24 protein-coding genes are annotated in these 21,725 nt (G+C 63.5%); 12 read left to right on the top strand and 12 right to left on the bottom strand.

What is annotated here, in order from left to right; all coding sequences use genetic code 11:
• Nucleotides 1-92: 92 nt before the first annotated feature.
• From ACQKRQ_RS23405 to ACQKRQ_RS23425, 5 genes are all read left to right on the top strand, one after another.
• Nucleotides 93-518 carry a TOBE domain-containing protein gene (locus ACQKRQ_RS23405; protein WP_408177998.1) on the top strand — a complete coding sequence of 142 codons (426 nt, stop codon included), beginning with the start codon at nt 93-95 and terminating at the stop codon, nt 516-518.
• A 181-nt stretch (nt 519-699) separates the two neighbouring features.
• Complete coding sequence (locus ACQKRQ_RS23410) at nt 700-1,200, top strand: GAF domain-containing protein (protein ID WP_132375312.1); 501 nt, start codon at nt 700-702, stop codon at nt 1,198-1,200.
• Nucleotides 1,201-1,361: 161 nt separating this feature from the next.
• Complete coding sequence (locus ACQKRQ_RS23415) at nt 1,362-1,847, top strand: Rieske 2Fe-2S domain-containing protein (RefSeq protein ID WP_427479712.1); 486 nt, start codon at nt 1,362-1,364, stop codon at nt 1,845-1,847.
• Nucleotides 1,813-2,103, top strand: coding sequence for a hypothetical protein (locus tag ACQKRQ_RS23420; RefSeq protein ID WP_427479714.1), 291 nt, complete (start codon nt 1,813-1,815; stop codon nt 2,101-2,103). Before ACQKRQ_RS23415 ends, ACQKRQ_RS23420 begins: the two co-directional genes overlap by 35 nt.
• Before the next feature lie 379 nt (nt 2,104-2,482).
• Nucleotides 2,483-4,192, top strand: coding sequence for a putative bifunctional diguanylate cyclase/phosphodiesterase (locus ACQKRQ_RS23425; RefSeq protein WP_427479716.1), 1,710 nt, complete (start codon nt 2,483-2,485; stop codon nt 4,190-4,192).
• 57 nt (nt 4,193-4,249) lie between these two features.
• Here the strand turns inward: ACQKRQ_RS23425 and ACQKRQ_RS23430 are convergent, their stop codons facing one another.
• On the bottom strand, nt 4,250-4,465 hold the full coding sequence (locus ACQKRQ_RS23430; protein ID WP_132375307.1) for a DUF2945 domain-containing protein: 216 nt from the start codon (nt 4,463-4,465) through the stop codon (nt 4,250-4,252).
• A 187-nt stretch (nt 4,466-4,652) separates the two neighbouring features.
• Between ACQKRQ_RS23430 and ACQKRQ_RS23435 the strand changes: the two genes are divergently transcribed.
• Entirely contained in the window at nt 4,653-5,462 is an 810-nt protein-coding gene (locus ACQKRQ_RS23435; protein ID WP_427479718.1) for a mechanosensitive ion channel family protein, read from the top strand.
• Between the two features lie 162 nt (nt 5,463-5,624).
• Here ACQKRQ_RS23435 and ACQKRQ_RS23440 read toward each other — a convergent pair whose 3' ends face one another.
• From ACQKRQ_RS23440 to upp, 11 genes are all read right to left on the bottom strand, one after another.
• On the bottom strand, nt 5,625-6,725 hold the full coding sequence (locus ACQKRQ_RS23440; protein ID WP_427479720.1) for an extracellular catalytic domain type 1 short-chain-length polyhydroxyalkanoate depolymerase: 1,101 nt from the start codon (nt 6,723-6,725) through the stop codon (nt 5,625-5,627).
• Between the two features lie 88 nt (nt 6,726-6,813).
• Entirely contained in the window at nt 6,814-7,239 is a 426-nt protein-coding gene (locus tag ACQKRQ_RS23445) for a CopG family transcriptional regulator (protein WP_408178002.1), read from the bottom strand.
• Between the two features lie 1,022 nt (nt 7,240-8,261).
• Nucleotides 8,262-9,731, bottom strand: coding sequence for a ribonuclease G (gene rng, locus ACQKRQ_RS23450; RefSeq protein ID WP_012432329.1), 1,470 nt, complete (start codon nt 9,729-9,731; stop codon nt 8,262-8,264).
• A gap of 9 nt (nt 9,732-9,740) precedes the next feature.
• Complete coding sequence (locus tag ACQKRQ_RS23455) at nt 9,741-10,370, bottom strand: Maf family protein (protein ID WP_408315311.1); 630 nt, start codon at nt 10,368-10,370, stop codon at nt 9,741-9,743.
• 212 nt (nt 10,371-10,582) lie between these two features.
• Complete coding sequence (rlmH, locus tag ACQKRQ_RS23460) at nt 10,583-11,053, bottom strand: 23S rRNA (pseudouridine(1915)-N(3))-methyltransferase RlmH (RefSeq protein WP_091795971.1); 471 nt, start codon at nt 11,051-11,053, stop codon at nt 10,583-10,585.
• 46 nt (nt 11,054-11,099) lie between these two features.
• Nucleotides 11,100-11,558, bottom strand: coding sequence for a ribosome silencing factor (rsfS, locus tag ACQKRQ_RS23465; protein ID WP_132375298.1), 459 nt, complete (start codon nt 11,556-11,558; stop codon nt 11,100-11,102).
• A 4-nt stretch (nt 11,559-11,562) separates the two neighbouring features.
• A complete protein-coding gene (locus ACQKRQ_RS23470; RefSeq protein WP_427479815.1) occupies nt 11,563-12,312 on the bottom strand; it encodes a nicotinate-nucleotide adenylyltransferase in 750 nt (249 codons plus the stop codon).
• A gap of 16 nt (nt 12,313-12,328) precedes the next feature.
• Nucleotides 12,329-13,252 (bottom strand): oxygen-dependent coproporphyrinogen oxidase, encoded by a 924-nt coding sequence (gene hemF, locus ACQKRQ_RS23475; protein WP_408178027.1) that lies wholly within the window; start codon nt 13,250-13,252, stop codon nt 12,329-12,331.
• Nucleotides 13,253-13,523: 271 nt separating this feature from the next.
• Nucleotides 13,524-14,822 (bottom strand): phosphoribosylamine--glycine ligase, encoded by a 1,299-nt coding sequence (purD, locus tag ACQKRQ_RS23480; protein ID WP_408287231.1) that lies wholly within the window; start codon nt 14,820-14,822, stop codon nt 13,524-13,526.
• A 236-nt stretch (nt 14,823-15,058) separates the two neighbouring features.
• Entirely contained in the window at nt 15,059-15,787 is a 729-nt protein-coding gene (locus ACQKRQ_RS23485; RefSeq protein ID WP_408178029.1) for a YebC/PmpR family DNA-binding transcriptional regulator, read from the bottom strand.
• A gap of 464 nt (nt 15,788-16,251) precedes the next feature.
• Nucleotides 16,252-16,902 carry a uracil phosphoribosyltransferase gene (upp, locus tag ACQKRQ_RS23490; protein WP_011487457.1) on the bottom strand — a complete coding sequence of 217 codons (651 nt, stop codon included), beginning with the start codon at nt 16,900-16,902 and terminating at the stop codon, nt 16,252-16,254.
• Nucleotides 16,903-17,190: 288 nt separating this feature from the next.
• Between upp and ACQKRQ_RS23495 the strand changes: the two genes are divergently transcribed.
• The 6 genes from ACQKRQ_RS23495 (at nt 17,191) to kdpA (ending at nt 21,705) form a co-directional block, all read left to right on the top strand.
• The gene (locus ACQKRQ_RS23495) at nt 17,191-17,970 is read left to right on the top strand and encodes an SDR family oxidoreductase (RefSeq protein ID WP_132376945.1); all 780 of its coding nucleotides are present in this window, start codon (nt 17,191-17,193) and stop codon (nt 17,968-17,970) included.
• A gap of 63 nt (nt 17,971-18,033) precedes the next feature.
• Entirely contained in the window at nt 18,034-18,423 is a 390-nt protein-coding gene (locus ACQKRQ_RS23500; RefSeq protein ID WP_132375292.1) for a methylglyoxal synthase, read from the top strand.
• 49 nt (nt 18,424-18,472) lie between these two features.
• A complete protein-coding gene (locus ACQKRQ_RS23505; RefSeq protein WP_427479817.1) occupies nt 18,473-19,447 on the top strand; it encodes a quinone oxidoreductase family protein in 975 nt (324 codons plus the stop codon).
• Between the two features lie 253 nt (nt 19,448-19,700).
• On the top strand, nt 19,701-19,814 hold the full coding sequence (locus ACQKRQ_RS23510) for a potassium ABC transporter ATPase (protein ID WP_132375289.1): 114 nt from the start codon (nt 19,701-19,703) through the stop codon (nt 19,812-19,814).
• Entirely contained in the window at nt 19,811-19,903 is a 93-nt protein-coding gene (kdpF, locus tag ACQKRQ_RS23515; RefSeq protein ID WP_011487462.1) for a K(+)-transporting ATPase subunit F, read from the top strand. The genes ACQKRQ_RS23510 and kdpF overlap by 4 nt, the downstream gene beginning before the upstream one ends.
• Complete coding sequence (kdpA, locus tag ACQKRQ_RS23520) at nt 19,900-21,705, top strand: potassium-transporting ATPase subunit KdpA (protein WP_132375287.1); 1,806 nt, start codon at nt 19,900-19,902, stop codon at nt 21,703-21,705. Before kdpF ends, kdpA begins: the two co-directional genes overlap by 4 nt.
• The last annotated feature ends 20 nt before the right edge of the window (nt 21,706-21,725 follow it).

The raw sequence follows: 21,725 nt of genomic DNA on the forward strand, positions 1-21,725 counted from the left end.
GCCGGCGAGCGTTCCACCACGCTCACTGCTTAATCCCAACGGATGGCCTCGAAAGAACGCTCGCTCGAGGCCGCCCAACCAAGGAGAACAACATGCAAACCAGCGCACGCAATCAATTCGCCGGCGAAGTCACCGAGCTCAAACATGGCGCCGTCAACGACGAAGTCACGCTGCGCACCCAGGAAGGTCTCGAGATCGTGTCGATCATCACCCACGGCAGCGCGACGTCGCTCGGCCTCGCGGTGGGCAAGAAAGCCTTTGCGCTGGTCAAGGCGTCGTCGGTGATCCTGATGGTCGACATCACGAAGGACCAGGTGTCGGCGCGCAATTGCATCGCCGGTACGGTATCGGCGGTCACGAAGGGCGCGGTGAATTCCGAAGTGTTGATCAGCGCCGGCGGCGCGCAGATTGCGGCGATCATCACCAATGAGAGCGTCGATCGCCTCGGCCTCGCAAACGGCAAAGCGGCGACGGCGATTTTCAAGGCATCGAGCGTGATTATCGGCGTCGATCAGTAATCGTCGTGTGGTTTTGCCCGTTGGCTTCATGTCCGCGTGGACGCCGACGGGTCTGACGGAACCGCAGGGAAAGAGGGCTTTGCTTCGTGCACGTTGCGCCGCGCGCCGTGAAGGAAACGGCGGCTTGCTTTAAACTGCACGACTCGCTGTTCCTCTTTCCGCTTTCATCACGGACGCCGTCATGTTCGAAGTCTCCTCCGCCTCGCATCTGCCCAAAGCCGCGCACTACGAAGAACTGGTCGCCCAGGCGCGCTCGCTGCTCGCCGACGAAACCGACTGGATCGCCAACGCCGCGAATTTTTCCGCCTTCGTGTTTCATTCCCTCAGTGATCTGAACTGGGCTGGCTTCTATTTCCACGACGGCCGCGAACTGGTCGTCGGACCGTTTCAGGGCAAGCCCGCGTGTGTGCGCATCGCGCTCGGCAAGGGCGTCTGCGGCACGGCCGCGCAAACTCGGCAGACGCAAGTGGTGCGCGACGTGCACGAGTTTCCCGGCCATATCGCCTGCGATTCGGCGTCGCAATCGGAAGTCGTCGTGCCGCTCGTCGCGCCGGACGGCACGCTGATCGGCGTGTGGGATGTGGACAGCCCGATCGTCGCGCGCTTTGACGAAGAAGACGCGAAGGGCATGGAAGCGCTGTGCGCGGTGTTCATCGAAGCGGCGTTGCCGCGCGCCGCGTAAAAAGCGCGGTCGCGGTGCGGCGGCTCGCTATGCTTTTCCGTACATAGAGTCAATGCATTTCAGGGGATGGGTCGGCGGACCTCATCCCGCTATCGTTCTCTCCAACGCGCTCGAGACAGCTCATGAGCGCGACGAACCCCCACCAGGTTCTGGAGACACGCATGAGTTCCGCCACTGCTTTTGCGAACGCTTCGGCCACCACCAGTCCGCTGACATTTCAACGTTCACCCGCGTTACCCCGCAATTGCACGTTCGATAGCCACGCCTGGGAGATTCTCAGCCGCTACTGGCATCCGGTGGCGTTTGCCGCCGAAGTCACCGACAAACCCATCAGCGTGACGCTGCTCGACGAACCGCTCGTGGTGTTCCGCTCGAACGGCCAACTGGTGAGCGCGCGCGATATCTGTCCGCATCGCGGCGCGCCGCTCAGCCAGGGATGGGTCGATAACGGCAACATCGTGTGCCCGTACCACGGCCTTGCCTATAACAGCGAAGGCAAGTGCAAGCACATTCCATCGCAAACGGACGGCCCGATTCCCGAGCGGCTGCATCTCGTCACTTATGCGACGCAGGAAGCGTACGGACTCGTGTGGGTGTCGCTGGGGTGGCGGCATGGAAGCCTTGCCCGCGTTTCCGAACTGGAATGATCCCGACTTCCAGCAGATCCTGCCGCCTTCGATCGACATCAACGCATCGGCGGGACGGCAGACCGAAGGCTTCATCGACGTCGCGCATTTTGCGTGGATTCACCACGACAGTTTCGCCGACCGGCACAACCCGGTGGTGCCGCAGTATGGCCGTGGGAGGCGTGAACTAGCCCATAACAATCTTCCGTCTGACCGACCTCACTTTGTGATCGCTCGGTGTCTGAAAGGGGCCGGTCACCTCGAAGGTATCCGATGATTGCATTCGCGCCGCAAGCTTTCTCGCTCGCTGCTTTTTTTGCCGACAAGGATAGTACGGCGTAGGCTGGAAAAGTTTGCTTAGGAAGCCAGATATTTGGCGACGCTCATGAAGAATCGAATATCCCGGCAATAGCGAGGCTCGTATGGCGCGCGCAAGCGCGAGCGAGCCGGTCGGGAGGATTGGGGATTACACCAAGGGAAACGAGTGGCGCGAAGAATGGGGGGCTCGCGAATTCGGCGAGGGCACGAAAGCCCGTTATCATACGCACGGTTGCCCGAAACATCGGACCGGAACTCGGGGTTTCACTATTTGCGCCCGCGCGCAAGAATACGTCCGATCGCTTTCACTACTCAGGAAAAAACAAAAGGCCGGCGCGATGCAAGTCCCCCTCTACGCCGACATGCGTACGCGCGATGCCGCGCTTGCCTCGGCGCCTTACGGCATGTTCATCTGCACCACGGACGGCACGTTCGAGACCGTCAACGCCGCTTTCGAAAAGCTGACTGGATTTGCAGCGGAAGAACTGATTGGCCGGCGGACTTTCGAGTCTTTGTTCGATCCCGCCGAACTCGCCAAGCGCCGCGGAGAACTGTCGCCGCTTGCCACGGTGACTTCGCGCTATGAAGCCGAATGGAGTTTTTTGCGGCGCAATGGCACGCCGGTTCGCGTGGTGCTGGCGTTGGCGCCGCTCATCGCCGAGCCCGCGCATCCGGGTGGCCTCGCCAGCAGGCCGGCGCGCTACGTGGGCATCGCCATCGACATGACGCGTTACGCGCAATCGGAAGCGCGTCTCTGGTACGTCGCGCATCACGACGGCGTGACCCGTCTGCCCAACCAAACGCTATTTACTGAGCGCCTGGAACTGACGATCGCGCGTTGCCAGCGTAGCGGCAGCGGTTTTACCGTGCTGATCGCCGAGCTCGATCATCTGCGCAAACTGCGCGATGCGCTCGGGTTGCATGCGGCCGAACTCGTGCTGCAGATTGTCGGTGAACGGTTGCGCGGTCTCTTTCCGAACGACGGCACGATCGCCTCGATCGGCGGCACGCAGTTCGCCTTGCTGGTCAACGAAACCGGCGCGGCCGCCGATGCCTTCGCCGCCGAAGCACTGGGCCGAATCGCCGAGCCGATCGACTACGCCGGCACTGCCTTGAACATTACCGCGAGCATCGGCATCGTGGCTTATCCGGCCGACGGCGGCGATGCGCCTACGCTGATGCGTCGCGCGGGCGTGGCGTTGTCGGCGGCTTCGACGGTGAACGGCAATGCGGTGCGGCGGTTTTCCACCGCGCTGGAAGGTCAGGCGGCGCGCCGCTTCGAGCTGCAAACCATGCTGCGCGATGCGATCGAGCGTCAGCAATTGCATCTCGTGTATCAACCGCAGGTGACGCTCTCCAACGGCCGCATCGCGCAAGTGGAGACGCTGCTGCGCTGGAACCATCCGCAGCGCGGCTTGATCAGTCCCGTCGAATTCGTGCCGGTCGCGGAGGAGGCGGGGTTGATCGAGCAGATCGGCGAATGGGTGATTCGAACCGCGTGCCGCGATGCAGGCAAATTATTGAGGCTGACCGGCACGTTGCCGCGCTTCGCGGTGAACGTGTCACCGCAACAGTTCCAGCGGCATAATCTGTTCGAGACGATCCGCGAGGCGTTGGAAGATGCCGCGCTCGACCCTTCATACCTCGAGGTGGAAATCACCGAGGGCGTTTTGCTCGGCGACACCGAACAGGCTGCGCAGACACTTTTTGCGTTGCGCGATCTGGGCGTGGAAGTCGCTGTGGACGACTTCGGCACCGGCTATTCGAGCCTTGCGTATCTGACGCGCTTTCCGCTGAATCGCCTGAAAATCGACCGCTCGTTTGTGATGCGCATGAGCACCGATCCGCAATGCGCGGCGCTGGTGGGCGCCATCATCGCGATGGCGCATGCGCTCAAACTGCGCGTGACGGCCGAAGGCGTCGAAACGGCCGAGCAGGCCGCGCAACTGGAAGCGCTCGGCTGCGACGAAGCGCAAGGCTTCTGGTTTTCGCGTCCGATCACCGTCGCGGCACTGCGTAATTTGCTGAGGCCGTTGGGCACTCTTTGACGCGCAGGTTTGCCGGCGCCATGGATGCATGCTCACGCGCATGCTTAGCCATCCCTATCAATTCTTGACCCGATGCAATGCATCGCCGCGATGAACGGCATGCTTGCCGCTCTTCTCGCTTTGTACTTCGTAATGTGGATCGGATGTCGACGCATCGATGGTTCTGCCGTCCATAGTCGTATGGGTAGAAATGACTCGCACGATCTTGCCGTGCGTGACGCCTTGCGGCGTGTTCCAACTGACACGGTCGCCAGTCTTCAAATGTTGGGACATGAGGTCCTCCTTTGCCTGTACTAATGACAGCGTAAACTCCCTTGCTGTAAGGCTTTGCATGATTGCACTGCCCCTGTTCGCATGTTCGAGCAAGCAGCGTGCCTCTGTGCATGAAATGTAGAGGGCGGGAACGTATCCTGCTTCGTTGCGTCAAGACTCCTATACCGTAACGGAACGAAGACTCAAGATGAACGATCTCCTCACGCGACTCTTTCACTTCCAGCCGTCGTTGCTCGTCACGCTGACGCACGACGCCCTTCATATCGTGCTGGCCGTGCTGATCCTCATGGTTGGCTGGTGGCTCTCGAATCGCGTCGGCGCGATGTTCGCCCGCGCGCTCGCGCGCACGCACGCGGATCCGACGCTCGCGCCGATGCTGGCGGCGATGAGCACCTGGGCCGTGCGAGTGCTCGTGTTCATCGCGGCGCTCAGCGAAGTCGGCATCGCGACCGCGAGCGTGCTGGCGGTGCTCGGCGCCGCCGGCCTCGCGATCGGACTCGCGTTGCAAGGCACGCTGCAGAATATCGCGGCCGGCATGATGCTGTTGATGTTGCGGCCGTTTCGCGTCGGCGACGTGATCGAAGGCAGTGGCGCGGCGGCCGGCATCGTGCGCGAAGTGGGACTCTTCACCACGCGCATCGAGCGCGGCGACGGCAACGCCGTGTTCGTGCCGAATAGCCAGATCTGGAGCAATCCGGTGATCAACTACAGCAGCGGCGGCACGCAGCGCATCGAGGTCGAAGTGGGCCTCGCGCAGCGCAAGGACGTCGACGCCGCGATCGGCGAATTGAAGAAGCTGGTCGCAGACGAACCGCGCGTGCTGAGCGGCGCCACGCTCGCACCGATCGTCACGGTAGCGGACTATCCGGACGATGGCGGCGCGACGCTGCGCATCGCGGCGTGGGTGCGCACACCGGACGCGTCGCTCGCCAGCGGGGACCTGCACGAGCACGCGCAGGCCGCGCTTGAACAGGCGGGTTGCCCGGTCGCGGCGTAGGCCGCCGCGCGGCATTTACCGGGGCCTTTTATCGTTCGCCCGCGCTGCTATAGCGCACGAGGCGCCTCGTGCAGAACGCGTCTCGCCCAAGCGGCTGTATAACCCGCAGTCCGGTCATTCATATTCAACCAAACTTGCCTGGTCCGGCGCCGATGTGCCGACTCAGTGCAGGCGCGGATGAGCGAGGAAGAATCGCACCATTTCCGCGGCGGCGTCGGGACCGGACGGGTCCGTGTACGAACCGTGCTGACTGCCGCCGGACCACGCGTGACCCGCGCCGTGAATCGACCAGGACTCCGCTTCGACGCCGTTGGCCGCCATGTGCCGTTGCTGTGTATAGGTGCGCCGTCCGCTTGCAGCGCCGGATTGCGTGCTGACGGTGGTGGTGCCGGCGTCGAAGGGCGCAACGATCTGCGCCGCGTTCGACGGATGGACTGTCGTGTCAGCGTCGCCATGAAACACGATCAGCGGACGTTGCGGCGCGGCATGTGTGCGATTGCGTGGCGCCTTGCCGCCTTTCATCGCGGCGAGCGCCGAAGGCAGGCCTTTTGCGCATCCATAGGCGAGGCCCGAGTGCACACCCGCTGCCGCGTAAAGATCGGGCGACGTTTTCAGCATGACGTCCGCCATCGCACCGCCCGCCGACAGACCCGCCACATACACGCGCGCCGGATCGACGCGATAGCGCGCCATCACCTCGCGCGTAATGCCGGCGATCAAGGACGGCTCGCCTTGATCGCGCAGCTGATCGGCAGGTTTGAACCAGTTCCAGCACTTCGAATGATTGGCCGCTTGCGCCTGATTCGGATACACGACGATGAAGCCGTGACGCTCGGCCATTTCGTTCATGCGCGTGCCGGCGGCGAAGTCGTCGGCGTTCTGCGTGCAGCCGTGCAGCATCACGATCAGCGGCAATGGTTCGGTCTTGTAGACAGCGGGCACGTAGAGCTTGTACTGGCGTTGTCCGGCTGCGTTGCTGAACGTGTGCGTGCTGAAGGTGCCCGGTGTGTCGGCGTCGAAAGTCGGCGCGGCAGGGGCGTGCGGAGCGGGGCTCGCTGGCGTTTGTGGCTGCGTCCACGCTTGCGCCCATTCGCTGGCATTCGAAGGCGTGTGCGGTGTTTGCACCGGGTCCACGTGGACATTGTTCGCGTTGTGGCCCGAGAGCGCGCGCTGAACCGCCGCCGTGGCTTCTTTGGGACCCTTCGTGCGCAATAGCTCGAAGGCGTCTTTCATCGATTTCAGGAAGTCTTCGTTCATTTTCATGATGGTTTGTATTGACCTGTGTGGGGCGTGGTTGGGAGTCGACTGATGGGTCGCCCGTTCAGCCACGGTAATGAGTCGAGCGTCGCGCCTAGCTGATGCGGCCGGCGAGCGCCGCCTTGACCGCGGGCGACGCATGAAAGGCACCGAGCACCACCACCGATGCAATCGTGGCCGCCGCGAGTTCGGGCGGCACATCGGCTGCGATGCTGGCGAGGCCGAGCACGTGAATGTCGAGCTGTTCGTGCGCGGCCTGAGCGGCTTCGAGATCCTGTCGCGAGAAGTGCTGCAGGCCGAGCACCATGGCACGCCGGGTCACCGTTTCCGTGACGACCTGGGCGTGCACCGCGAGCTGGTTGCGGATTGCCGTGCGGATCAGGTCGGTGCGGTTCGAGTAAAAGCCTTCTTCGACCAATAGATCGATCTGGCCGAGGTCGATCGGGCCCAGGTTGATGGTGATTTTTTCGGTCTCGCCGCCTTTGGGGCGCGAGGTGTTGATGAGGTTGAGTTTGGGCATTTGCACTCCGGGAGGCATCTAGGTGCCATCCAATTAACATCCAGTGGGATGGTTATACGCCTCTCGATGGGGTGCGGTCAATGAGGAAATTGGGGGTTCGTTCGGGAGTGGGTGTGGGCGCTGGGCTCGGTGGCGAGGCCTATTGCTTCAATGCTGGGTTGGGTTTGGTCACCGGATTACTCCCGGTGAGCTTTGCGGACCCCGCGGCTGGATGGCTGGCGCGGGACGTCGGCTAGGGCAGTTTGGCTAGCAGCCGGTCGTATAGCGATGACGGCAGACGAATCGTTCCCAAGTCGGCACCGCTCTCGTCTCCGCCCTCGTAACGCAGTGCATCGCGTTCCCAATAAAGCCTGGCGGCGTCGTCGGTGTAGCTTCTATATGTTCTCTCAGCCAGAAGTTGCTGGCTTGGCTGCTCATAGAGCCGCAAGACAATTTGCGATCCAAGGTAACAGACGCGTGCCGTATAGCGGCCATCGGCCGATTGCGCATCGTCGCAGTCTGTCGGCTTAACGATCGAACGTAGTCTCGCGCCGTCCCAATAGCTCCAAGCGGAAACGAATGCCGCCACAACGCAGATACCGACAAGGGTTCGTTTGACCGAAGTCATTGCAATCAGTTTGGCCCGCTCATTGCGTCCGTCGCTGCTGGTAAGGCTCGGGTGCGGGCGGAATCGATAAGCCCGGCGGAGCTTTGTTCATCGAGATAATCAGATCTGGGACGGGAAGGCACCCGTTCTCAGCGTCACACCGGCGCCAGCGCCATAGAATCTTGTTGATTCTGTAATACGGGATTTTTCGTAATCAGCGGTCGACATGTTTGTTATTGCCGGGCAATTTTCGAGTTCCGATTAGTGGCCGTTCTCTCGTTTCCGTCATATCGGGAAAGCCATCCTAATCGGTAACCGCGTCTCGAAAAACTGCTTTATGTCGTTTCGCCTAGCACAAACCAATGGAACCGCCAGCCGCGCACGATACCTTGGGCGACATCAATAAAAAGCCGGCCATTGCGCGACGTCAACCAACCTACATCAGCACAATATCGTACTGCTCCTGACTCAAATTCGACTCGACCTGCAGCGACACCGGCTTCCCAATAAAATCAATCAGCATCGCCAGATGCTGCGACTCTTCCTCGAGAAACAGATCGATCACCTGCTGCGACGCCACCACGCGGAACTCGCGCGGATTGAACTGGCGCGACTCACGCAGAATCTCGCGCAGCACGTCGTAACACACCGTTCGCGGCGTCTTGACCTGCCCCTTCCCCTGGCAAACCGGACAAGGCTCACACAACACATGCGCGAGAGATTCACGCGTACGCTTGCGCGTCATCTCGACAAGCCCGAGCTGCGAGAACCCATTCACCGTCACACGCGTGCGATCGCGCGACAACGCCTTCTTCAATTCGCCCAGCACCTGATCACGATGCTCGACATTCTCCATATCGATGAAGTCGATGATGATCACGCCACCCAGATTGCGCAGACGTAACTGCCGCGCAATGGTGTGCGCGGCTTCGAGGTTGGTCTTGAAGATCGTATCGTCGAAGTTGCGCGCGCCGACATAGCCGCCGGTATTCACGTCGATGGTCGTCATCGCTTCAGTCTGGTCGATCACGAGATAACCGCCTGACTTCAGATCCACCCGGCGCGACAACGCGCGCTGGATTTCCGCCTCGATGTTGTATAGATCGAAGAGCGGCCGCTCGCCGGTGTAGTGGTGCAGCTTCGACGACACTGCCGGCGTGAACTCGGCCGCGAAATCGGCCAGCATCTGATACGTCTCGCGCGAGTCCACCTGAATGCGCGACGATTCGTCGTTGACGAAATCGCGCAGCACGCGTTGCGCGAGATTCAGATCCTGATACAGCAGGCTCGTCGGCGGCATGCGCTGCCCTTGAGACAGAATCGTCGCCCACGTCTTGCGCAGATACGCGACGTCGCCGGCCAGCTCTTCGCTGGTCGCATCTTCCGCGATGGTGCGCACGATGTAGCCGCCTTTCTCGTCGGCGGGCAGCACGGCGGTCAGACGCGCACGCACGGCTTCACGTTCGGCTTCGCTCTCGATCTTCTGCGAGATGCCGATATGCGGCTCCTGCGGCAGATACACGAGCGTGCGCCCGGCAATGCTCACTTGCGTGGACAGGCGCGCGCCCTTGGTGCCGATCGGATCCTTCACGACCTGCACCATCAGCGTCTGCCCTTCGAAGACGATTTTCTCGATCGGTTGATGCGGCGTCTGATGCTGCGGTTCGCCGGCAATGCGCGGATGCCAGATGTCGGCGACGTGAAGGAATGCGGCGCGTTCGAGACCGATGTCGATGAAGGCGGATTGCATGCCCGGCAACACGCGTACGACCTTGCCGAGATAGACGTTGCCGACGCGGCCACGCGACAGAGTTCGCTCGACGTGAAGTTCCTGGACGGCGCCTTGCTGGACCAGCGCGACGCGCGTTTCCTGCGGCGTGACATTGATCAGGATTTCTTCATTCATGGTGTTATTTTAGAAGTCGATGCGCGCTGCACGCAGGAGGGCAGCACATTCAAAAAGCGGCAAACCCATGATACCTGAATAGGACCCGTCGATATGCTCGATAAACTCCGCGGCGCGCCCCTGCACTCCATACGCGCCCGCCTTGCCGAGCGGCTCGCCGCTCGCCGCATAGCGGCGAATCGCGTCTGCGTGCAGTGCAGCAAAACGCACCTTCGACACGGATAGCGCGGCCGGCAGCAATGCGCCCTCGGCATCGACAACGGCCACGGCCGTCAGCACTTCGTGGTCGCGGCCGGCGAGGCGCTTGAGCATCGCGACGGCGTCGTCGGCATCGACGGGCTTGCCGAGAATCGCGTCGTCGATCGTGACGGTTGTATCCGCAACCAGAATTGGCCGCGCCGCATGGCCGCCGGCCACGAGGCGCGCGCGTGCCGCATGCGCCTTGGCGACGCACACCCGCTGCACATAGTCGTGCGCGCGCTCGCCGGGCAGCTCGGCTTCGAGCGCTTCCGCGTCTTCATCGGGACGCGGCAGCAGCAGTTCGAAACGCACGCCGAGCTGTTGCAACAGCTCCTGGCGGCGCGGACTCTGCGAAGCGAGATAGACGAACGGATGCAGCGAAGCGGCGGACGTTGACATGAACAGGTCTCGATGAAGCGGATTGTATGAGGGTTCGGCGAGCGTGCCGGTCGAGCGTCGATCAGCGTGTCGTGAACGCTATCGCCGCGCGCACAAAAACACGTGCGTCGACATGCGATTCACTCAGCGCAGGCGATGCGGCGGAAAGCGCCCGGAAAGCGCGCGCGGCAACACGCGACAAAGCCGCGTGCTACACACGCCGCCTCGTTCGCTCACACGCGATGATAGGGGTGATTTTGCGTGATGGTCCACGCGCGGTAAAGCTGCTCGGCAAGCAGCACGCGGACCATCGCGTGCGGCAAAGTCAGGCTGGAGACGCGCAGCAGCATATCGGCGCGCGCTTTCAGATCGGGATCGAGCCCGTCGGCGCCGCCGATCAGGAACGCCACGTCGCGGCCGTCCTGCTGCCAGCCGGGCAGGGCGCCGGCGAGCTGCATGGTGGTCCAGTCCTTGCCGCGTTCGTCGAGCGCGACGATCCGCGCGTTCTTCGGCAACGCGGCTTCGATCTTGAGCCGCTCGGCGGCCATCACGCTTTCCGCCGGCCGTCCCGACGAACGCTGCTCGGGTTTGATTTCGCGCAGTTCGATGCGCAGCTCGGGCGGCATGCGCTTCGCGTATTCGTCGAAGCCTGTGGCGATCCAGTCCGGCATCTTGTGGCCGACGGCGAGGATATGCAGTTTCATGACGAAGAGAGTCGCGGACGACTACCGTAAGCCGGCCAAAGCCCGCTTACTTGCGGCGCACGGCCGTCTTGCGCGCGGGCTTCTTTACGGCCGGCGCTGCTTCGTCTTCGTCCTCGTCTTCATCGGGCTCACTCGAGCGCGCGCCACCGAACGGGTCCGGCGTGGACAGCTTGATGCGCACCGGCTTGTCGCCCCAGATTTCTTCGAGGTTGTAGTACTGGCGCAGGGCCGGCTGCAGGATGTGCACGATGGCGTCGCCGCAATCCACCAGCACCCATTCGCCGATGTCCTCGCCCTCGGTGCTGATGATGTCGCCGCCGGCCTCCTTGACGCTCTCGCGCACGCTCGAAGCGAGCGCCTTGGTTTGCCGGTTCGAGGTGCCGCTCGCGACGATCACGCGATCGAACAGCGCGGTCAGGTGGCTGGTGTTGAACACCTTGATGTCTTGCGCCTTGACGTCTTCGAGAGCGTCGACGATCACGCGTTGCAGTTTGCGAATATCCATGAGGTTACCGGTGGTACAGATGATGTTGAAGAATATAGTCCCACACCGCGGTGGGGACATGGCTCGCCGCCTGGTCTTGCTGTTCGCCGCCCGCGAGGGCAAGCCGCCGGTTCACCTGCTCGCGCAGATGCGCGCGAATGTCGGTGGCCGAAACGTTGAACGCAAGCGTCGTATCGATCAGCAAGTGGCCGCAGGGCGTGGCTTGCAGAACGTCGGCGCGGGCACGGCGCGCGTCGATTTCTTGAGCGACCACCGGCGGAATCGAAGCGAGGTCGAATCCGGGCCGGGTGGCCGCGCAGATATGGGCGAACTCGAACAGGCGCCGCCAGTCGCGCCATGTGTCGAGATGCACCAGTTGATCCGCGCCGATCAGGAGCGCAATCGATGCGTCCTCACCTTCGCGTTCACGCCAGCGTTGCAGCGTGTCGAGCGTGTAAGTCGGGCCTTCGTGATCGATTTCGTCAGTCGCGACACGCACGGTCGCGCCCGGCAGCACCAGTTCGCTCGCCGCCGCGCGCGTCATGGCAAGGCGATGCACGGCCGGCGAAACGTCCGATTTTTGCCAGGGCTGGCCGGCCGGCAGCAGCACGAGTTCGGTCAGTTTCAGCACATGCGCGAAACGCCGCGCGAGCGCGAGGTGGCCGTCGTGGATCGGATCGAAAGTGCCGCCGAGCAGTCCGATCCGGCGAGGCAGGGCAACAGGATGAGCGTTCGGCTTCAGGTGAAGATCCTTTGTCGTGACGATTCGAGTGATGCGCGGGCGCGGCCCGTCACAGCCACTCGCGCGGCACGAGAAAATCGCTATAAAGACGCGCTTCCGGCGTGCCCGGTTCGGGCTGCCAGTTGTAGCGCCAGTTCACCACAGGCGGCATCGACATCAGGATCGATTCCGTGCGTCCGCCGCTCTGCAGCCCAAACAGTGTGCCACGGTCGAAGACCAGATTGAACTCGACGTAGCGCCCGCGCCGGTAAGCCTGGAAATCGCGCTCGGCTTGACCGTACGGAATGTTGCGGCGCTTTTCGATGATCGGCAGGTACGCTTTGAGGAACGCGTCGCCGACACTCTTGAGCATCGCGAACGATTGGTCGAAGCCCGGCGCCGAGAAATCGTCGAAGAAAATCCCGCCAATGCCACGCGCTTCGTTGCGGTGCTTGAGGAAGAAATATTCGTCGCACCAGCGCTTGAAACTCGGGTACAGGTCCTCGCCATAAGGCAGCAGCGCGTCGCGGCAGGTGCGATGGAAATGCTGCGCGTCTTCCTCGTAGCCGTAGTACGGCGTGAGGTCCATGCCGCCGCCGAACCAGAACACCGGCTCTTCGCCGGCCTTGGTCGCGATCAGCAGACGCACGTTCATATGCACGGTCGGACAGTGCGGATTGTGCGGGTGCAGCACGAGCGACACGCCCATCGCTTCGAAACCCCGCCCGGCCAGTTGCGGCCGCGCCGCGCTCGCCGAACCCGGCAAGGCGTCGCCCGCGACATCCGAGAAACCGATGCCGGCCCGCTCGAAGAAATTGCCGCCTTCCAGAATCCGCGTGCAGCCGCCGCCGCGCAGCTTCTCGCCGGGGACGCGCTGCCATGCGTCGGTTGCGAACGGCGTGCCGTCGAACGCGCCGAGCGTGTCCGCGATATGCGTTTGCAGGCCTTGCAGCCAGCTGCGCACGGCCTGTGCGTCGTAGCTCGAATCGGTCATGAATGCAGATGCTGAGGGCGGCACGCTCGTCGTGCCGCGGGTTCTTCGTGAAGGGCGACGGCCGGGCCCGCGTCAGGGTGGAACCTGCGAAGGCGCGGCCATTCAGTTTTTCGCGCGGGGCGGGATACTGCCGCCCTGGTCAGGCCACGTCGGGCCTGCATCGGCCCATATCGGCCCACATGCTGCGGTGGGCGCGGTGACCGGGGTCAAACCGGCCGAAACCCGCAGTGTAGCGCCGTTGGCGCCGCACGCGGGCGAGTGGGGTCATGGCTTAATGCTTGCCTTCGGTCTTGGCGTCGTGCTTGCGGTTCAACGCACGGTAGCCGATGTCGCGACGATACTGCATGCCGTCGAACGAGATCTGGTTGATCGTTTCGTACGCGACCGACTGCGCGCTGCGCACCGAATCCGCCAGACCGACCACGCACAGCACGCGGCCACCCGAGGTGGTCAACTTGCCGTCCGCCAACGTGGTGCCGGCGTGAAACGTGACCGAATCCGCGGTTTCAGCCGGAATGTCGTTGATGCGGTCGCCCTTGCGCGGCGTGTCCGGATAGTTGTACGCGGCGAGCACGACACCGAGCGCGGTGCGGCGATCCCACTCCAGTTCCACCGTGTCGAGCGTACCGGCGATGGCCTGCTCGACCACCTTCGAATAGTCGCCCTTCAGACGCGCCATGATCGGCTGCGTTTCCGGGTCGCCCATGCGGCAGTTGAATTCGAGCGTTTTCGGGTTGCCTTGCGCGTCGATCATCAGACCAGCGTACAGGAAGCCGGTGTAGCGGATGCCTTCCTTCTCCATGCCGCGCACCGTCGGCAGGATGATTTCGCGCATCACGCGGGCATGCAGTTGCGGCGTGACGATCGGCGCGGGCGAATAGGCGCCCATGCCGCCCGTGTTCGGCCCCTGGTCGCCGTCGAGCAGGCGCTTGTGATCCTGGCTCGAAGCGAGCGGCAGCACATGCTTGCCGTCGACCATCACGATGAAGCTCGCTTCCTCGCCGGCGAGGAATTCCTCGATCACGACACGCGCGCCGGCATCGCCGAGCTTGTTGTCCGACAGCATCATGTCGACCGCGGCGTGCGCTTCTTCCAGCGTTTGCGCGACCACCACGCCCTTGCCCGCGGCGAGGCCGTCGGCCTTGATGACGATCGGCGCGCCCTTGGCGTCGAGATACGCGTGCGCGGCGGCGACGTCGGCGAAGGTTTCGTATTCGGCCGTCGGGATCGCGTGGCGCTTCATGAACGCCTTGGCGAAGTCTTTCGAGCTTTCGAGCTGAGCGGCTTCTTTGGTCGGCCCGAAAATCTTCAGGCCGCGCGAGCGGAACAGATTGACGATGCCGGCCGCCAGCGGCGCTTCCGGCCCGACCAGCGTGAAGGCGATCTGTTCTCTTTCGACGAAATCGGCGAGCGCAGCCGGCTCGGTGATGTCGACGTTGCGCAGACGCTCGTCCTGGGCGGTGCCGCCGTTGCCAGGAGCCACGTAGACGAGCTGAACCCGCGGCGATTGCGCGAGCTTCCATGCGAGTGCATGTTCGCGACCGCCGGAACCGACGACGAGTAACTTCATGTGAATCCCCGAGACTTAAAAACCATAAACGGCTGACGCAGCACGCTCAGCCGTGGAATAACAACGAGGTTCGCATTGGGCCCGCAGCCGGTGGTGGCGCAGGGCATAGTGCGAACCCGGGTGGAAGCGCGGTGCAAAACCACACGCACGTCCGCTCAGCAACGACGCGAGGGTCAACCGGCAGAGGGTGGCGCGGCTCGACACGAGCCCGCGCGCCACGCGCCGCCGTGGCGCGCTCATTCGTCGGCGATCGCGGCGTTTGTATAGACTTCCTGCACGTCGTCCAGATTCTCCAGCGCGTCGAGCAGCTTCTGCATTTTCACCGCGTCGTCGCCGGTGAACTCGACTTCCGTCTGAGGTTTCATCGTCACCTCGGCCAGCTCGGCCTTGAAGCCCGCGGCTTCCAGCGCGGACTTCACCTTCGGGAAATCGTTCGGCGGGCACAGCACTTCGATACTGCCGTCTTCGTTCGTGACGACGTCGTCGGCGCCGGCTTCGAGCGCGGCTTCCATCAGCTTGTCTTCCGGCGTGCCGGGCGCGAACAGGAACTGGCCGACGTGATCGAACATGAAGGACACCGAGCCGTCCGTGCCCATGTTGCCGCCGTTCTTCGAGAACGCGTGACGCACTTCCGCCACCGTACGCGTGCGGTTGTCGGTCATGGTGTCGACGATCACCGCCGCGCCGCCGATGCCGTAGCCTTCGTAGCGGATTTCTTCGTAGCTTGCGCCATCAACACCGCCCACGCCACGCTGGATCGCGCGGTTGACGTTATCTTTCGGCATGTTGGCGTCGTACGCCTTTTCGACGGCGAGCCGCAGGCGCGGGTTCGAGTCGATGTCGCCGCCGCCCATGCGAGCCGCGACCTGGATTTCCTTGATGAGCCGCGTCCAGACCTTGCCGCGCTTGGCGTCGGCCGCTGCTTTCTTATGCTTGATGTTGGCCCATTTCGAATGACCCGCCATACCTTTCTCCATCGCGCGCGCCAGTGGGGCGCACGCATTGTGCAATTGTCGTTGCGATGCCGGGCGCTTGCGCGTGTTTGCGTGTTTTGCGCCTCGATGTCAAACCGTCCGCTGCCTGACTGTCCGGCTCAACCGTTCGTGGCTACCGCCTGTGACTAGCCCTCCGCAACCAGGCGTTTCAAGCCTGATCACGCCCAGCCGAGCCCGGCTAGCGGGCCCGCGGGTTGGCAGCGCGATTGGAACGGGGCGGTGCGGCTGGCACGCGGCAAACGCCGCGCCGGCCTGCCAGGCCCCGCGAAAGGCGCGGTGCGCCAGGCGGTGGTGCGAGTTGAGCCGCTCTTTGAGCGGATTCGAATTTTATCACGCCGCAGGGGTGCGGCAGAGGGCGAGATAGTGGCAAACGCTGCGAAAAGTGCGCAACAGCGGCGTCTGATGCTCGCCGTCACGCAGTTTTCAGACCGCTTTCAATTTTTCGTGCCGAACAGGCGGTCGCCGGCGTCGCCGAGACCCGGCACGATGTACGCGTGCTCGTTTAGATGCGAATCGAGCGAGGCGACATACAGCTTGACGTCCGGATGGGCGTCCTGAAACACCTGCACGCCTTCGGGCGCGGCGACCAGCGCGAGGAACAGGATGTTCTCGCCGGCCACGTTGCGGCGCTTGAGCACGTCGACCGCGTGCACGGCGGAGTAGCCGGTCGCGACCATCGGATCACACAGAATGAACACGCGATCTTCGAGGTCGGGCAGGCGCACCAGATATTCGACCGGCCGATGGTCCTCGGCGCGATATACGCCGATGTGGCCCACCCGCGCCGACGGCACCAGCTCCAGCAGGCCGTCCGACATGCCGATGCCGGCCCGCAGCACCGGCACGATCGCCAGCTTCTTGCCGGCGATCACCGGCGCGTCGATCTCGACGAGCGGCGTGGTCAGGCGGCGCGTGGTCATGGGCAGATTGCGGGTGATTTCGTAGCCCATCAGCAACGTGATTTCGCGCAGCAGTTCGCGGAACGTGCGAGTCGAGGTATCCCGGTCGCGCATATGCGACAGCTTGTGCTGGATCAGCGGGTGATCGAGGATGAAGAGATTGGGAAAACGGCTGTCCTGGGTCATGGCGGGTGCGCACGGGGCGGCTAGAGGGATCGGTTCGGCGCGCCGCACGGCCGGTGAACCGGCTGGCTGGCGGACGCGCCACGGCGCAAGTTTACCGAAAGAGTGCCGCCCGAAGATACCGGAGATTGCAGCGGCCCGGCGCAGTCCGGCACCGATTCTTCTAGAATCGGGGAAACTTTGCCGCGAGAGGGCATCCAGAGCTGTCGCTTCGCGCCTGACGCCGAGGCGCAGAAAACTTGGGACGGCCCGGCGTTTCTCACGAGGCACACTTTCACGAGGAGAACACTGATGGACATGGGAATCGCAGGACGCACCGCGCTGGTCTGCGCGGCCAGCAAGGGTTTGGGGCGCGGCTGCGCGGAAGCGCTTGCCGCCGAAGGCGTCAACTTGACGATCGTCGCGCGCACCGCCGAGACGCTGGAGGCGACCGCGGCGGAGATTCGCAAGCAAAGCGGCGTGGAAGTAAAGACGGTGGCCTGCGACATCACCACGCCGGAAGGCCGCGCCGCGGCGCTCGCCGCCTGTCCGCAGCCGGACATTCTGGTCAACAACGCGGGCGGTCCGCCGCCGGGCGACTTCCGCAACTTCACGCATGACGACTGGATCCGCGCGCTCGAGAGCAACATGCTCACGCCGATCGAGCTGATTCGCGCGACCATCGACTCGATGAGCGCGAACGGTTATGGGCGCATCGTCAACATCACGAGTTCGGCGGTGAAGGCGCCGATCGACGTGCTCGGTTTGTCCAATGGCGCGCGCTCCGGGCTGACCGGCTTCGTCGCGGGACTCGCGCGCAAGGTCGCGCCCACCGGCGTGACCATCAACAACCTGCTGCCGGGTCTGTTCGACACCGACCGCATCGGCGTCACGTTCGAGGCGCAAGCCAAGGCGCAAAACATTTCCGTCGACGAGGCGCGCGCGCAGCGCACGAAGACGATCCCCACCGGCCGCTTCGGCACCCGCGAGGAATTCGGCGCCGCCTGTGCCTTCCTGTGCAGCGTGCATGCCGGCTATATCACCGGGCAGAACTTGCTGATCGACGGCGGCGCCTATCCGGGCACCTTCTGAACGGCCCGCATTCAAGCACCACCACAACAACGACAATCACAACGGTTTCAGGAGTCTTACGTCATGACCACCCGTATCGCGCTGATCGCGCACGATCATAAAAAAGACGACATCGTCAAACTGGCCGGCGAATACGTCGACACGCTGCGGCGCTGCGACATCGTGGCGACCGGCACGACCGGCGGGCGTATCGCCGACGCGCACGGGCTCTCGGTCGAACGCATGTTGTCCGGCCCGCACGGCGGCGACCTGCAGATCGGCGCGCAACTCGCGGAAGGACGCGTGGACATGGTGATCTTTCTGCGCGACCCGATGACGCCGCAGCCGCACGAGCCGGACATCAACGCGCTGGTGCGCGCGTGCGACGTGCACAACATTCCGTGCGCGACCAACATTTCGACGGCGCGCATGGTGCTCGACTCGTTGACCTTGCGTCTCACGCAACAGATTTGAGCTCGCACTCTCGACCCGAGCAAGCGACACCCAACCTCAAGGAGACATGATGGTCAAAGCAATCCGATTCGATAAAACCGGCGGCCCCGAAGTGATGAAGTGGGTCGACGTCGAAGTCGGTGAGCCGGGCGCGGGCGAGATCCGTGTCCGGCAGACGGCGGTCGGGCTGAACTATATCGACGTGTACTTCCGCAAGGGTCTGTATCCGTTGCCGTTGCCGGGCGGTCTCGGCATGGAGGCGGCCGGCGAAGTGACGGCGCTCGGTTCGGGCGTGACCGGTCTGAAGGTGGGCGATCGCATCGCCTACGTGGGGCGTCCGCCCGGTGCGTACGCGCAGGAGCGCGTGCTGCCGGCCGCGCAGGTCGTGAAGGTGCCCGACGCCCTGAGCGACGAGCAGGCCGCCTCGGTGATGTTGCAAGGCCTGACCGCGCAATATCTGCTGCGCCGCACGTATCCCGTGAAAGCCGGCGACACGATCCTGATTCAGGCCGCGGCGGGCGGCGTGGGTCTGCTGGTGTGCCAGTGGGCGAAGGCGCTCGGCGTGACGGTGATCGGCACGGTCGGCTCGGATGAAAAAGCGGAGATCGCCACGGCGCACGGCTGCGATCACGCGATCGTCTACACGCGCGAGAACTTCACCAAGCGCGTGCGCGAGATTACCAACGGCGCGGGCGTGCCGGTGGTGTACGACTCGATCGGTAAAGACACGTTTACGGCCTCGCTCGATTGCCTCGCGCCGCTCGGCATGTTCGTGAGCTTCGGCAATGCGTCGGGGCCGTTGCCGCCGATCGATTCGTCGGAGTTCGCCGGACGCGGTTCGCTGTTCTTCACGCGCCCGACCCTCTTCACTTATATAGCCAAACGCAGCGACTACGAGGCGATGTCCACCGAACTGTTCGACGTGCTGGTGTCGGGCAAGGTCAAGACGAGCATCAATCAGCGTTATGCGCTTGCGGATGTCGGCCGCGCGCACGCGGACCTCGAAGGGCGCCGCACGACGGGCTCGACGGTGCTGCTGCCGTAACGCCCATGACATGAGCGCGACGGCAGCCGTCGTATAAAAACCGTGCTCATTCGAGCTCGCGCCAGGGCCGCAGCCGAACCGGCGCGGCATGCCGCAAAACCATGCCCAGCAGGCACAAGGCCGTTCCATCGCAGGATGGAACGGCCTTGTCCGTTTACGCGATTTTTATATACGCCCCCCCATCTTTGACCAGCCCTTTACACGGATCGGCATAACGTTGCGGCTATCCAAAGTCCGTGAATGGAGACCAAAAATGGATGTGCTGTATGTCGGGGGGCTGGTGCTGTTTTCCGCGCTGACCTTCGCGTTGATTATCGGCTGCGAGAAGTTGATGCAGTTTCGCCGTGGGCAGGGAGCGCGCTCATGAACTGGATTCTCTGGTTGTCCGGCGCCGCGACCGCGTTGCTGTTTGTGTACCTGGTCTATGCGCTGTTGCGCGCGGAGGACATTGAATGAACTCGAACAATGTCCTGCAAGCGGGCCTCTTCATCGTCGTGCTGCTGGCAGCCGCGGTGCCGATGTCCCGCTATCTGAGCGCCGTGATGGACGGCAGCTCGCGCGTGGTCCGCTTCGGCGGCCCCGTCGAACGTTTCCTGTATCGCATCGCGGGCGTCGATTCGTCGACGGAAATGAGCTGGAAGCACTACGCGATCGCCACGATCGCGTTCAACGTGCTCGGCGTGGCGTTCCTCTATGTGTTGTTGCGCGTGCAAGGCTGGCTGCCGGCCAACCCGCAGCAGTTCGGCCCGATGACGGTCGACGGCGCGTTCAACACGGCCGTCAGTTTCGTGTCGAACACGAACTGGCAAGACTACTCGCCTGAGCAAACCGTCAGCTATCTGACGCAGATGCTCGGCTTCACCGTGCAGAACTTCCTTTCGGCGGCCACCGGCATCGTAGTGGTGATCGCGCTGATTCGCGGCTTCGCGCGTCACACCGCGCAAACCATCGGCAACTTCTGGGTCGATATCACGCGCGTGACGCTCTATGTCTTGCTGCCGATGTCGGTCATCGTCGCGGCTCTGCTGATGAGCCAGGGCGTGGTGCAGAACTTCAAGGCCTATCAGGACGTACCGACGCTGCAAACCACCACGTATGCCGCGCCGAAGCTCGACGCGCAAGGCAATCCGGTGAAGGACGCCAAGGGCAACCCGGTGACCGTCGATACGCCGGTGAAAACGCAGACGCTCGCGATGGGCCCGGTTGCTTCGCAGGAAGCGATCAAGATGCTCGGCACCAATGGTGGCGGCTTCTTCAACGGCAACTCGGCGCATCCGTATGAAAACCCGACCCCGTTCTCGAACTTCCTGCAGATCTTCTCGATCCTGATCATCCCCGCGGCGCTGGCGCTGGTGTTCGGCCGCATGATCGCCGACCGCAAGCAGGGCGTGGCCGTGCTCGCCACCATGACGATCGCGTTTGCGGTCTGCGTGTTCGGCGAGATCAGCTCGGAGCAGGGCGGCAATCCGGCCATCGCCGCATTGCATGTCGACCAGTCGGCCAATGCGCTGCAGTCGGGCGGCAATGCGGAAGGCAAGGAAACGCGCTTCGGCATCGCGCAGTCGGGCATCTTCACGGTTGCGACCACCGCGGCTTCGTGCGGCGCGGTTGCCAACACGCATGACTCGCTGACGCCGATCGGCGGCCTCTATCCGATGCTGCTGATGCAACTCGGCGAAGTGATCTTCGGCGGCGTGGGTTCCGGTATGTACGGGATGCTCGTGTTCGCGATGCTGGCCGTGTTCGTGGCGGGCCTGATGATCGGCCGCACGCCGGAGTACGTCGGCAAGAAGATCGAAGCGTACGAGATGAAGATGGTGTCGATCGTCGTGCTGCTCACGCCGCTGCTGGTGCTGGTCGGCACGTCGATCGCGGTGTTGAGCGACGCGGGCAAGGCGGGCATCGCCAACCCCGGCGCGCACGGTTTCTCCGAAATCCTCTACGCGTTCAGCTCGGCGGCCAATAACAACGGCAGCGCGTTCGCGGGTCTCACGGTGAGCACGCCGTTCTACAACTGGCTCACGGCGATCGCGATGTGGTTCGGCCGCTTCGGCACGATCATTCCGGTGCTCGCGATTGCCGGCTCGCTGGCCGCGAAAAAGCGCATCGGCGTGACGGGCGGCACGCTGCCCACGCACGGCCCGCTGTTCGTCGTGCTGTTGCTCGGCACGGTGCTGCTGGTCGGCGCGCTGACTTATGTGCCTGCGCTCGCGCTCGGTCCTGGTGTCGAACATCTGATCATGATGGGCGCGCATTGAGGCGACCCTTGCGATCCAAC

Source organism: Paraburkholderia sp. NPDC080076 (assembly GCF_050281145.1).
Lineage (GTDB): Bacteria > Pseudomonadota > Gammaproteobacteria > Burkholderiales > Burkholderiaceae > Paraburkholderia.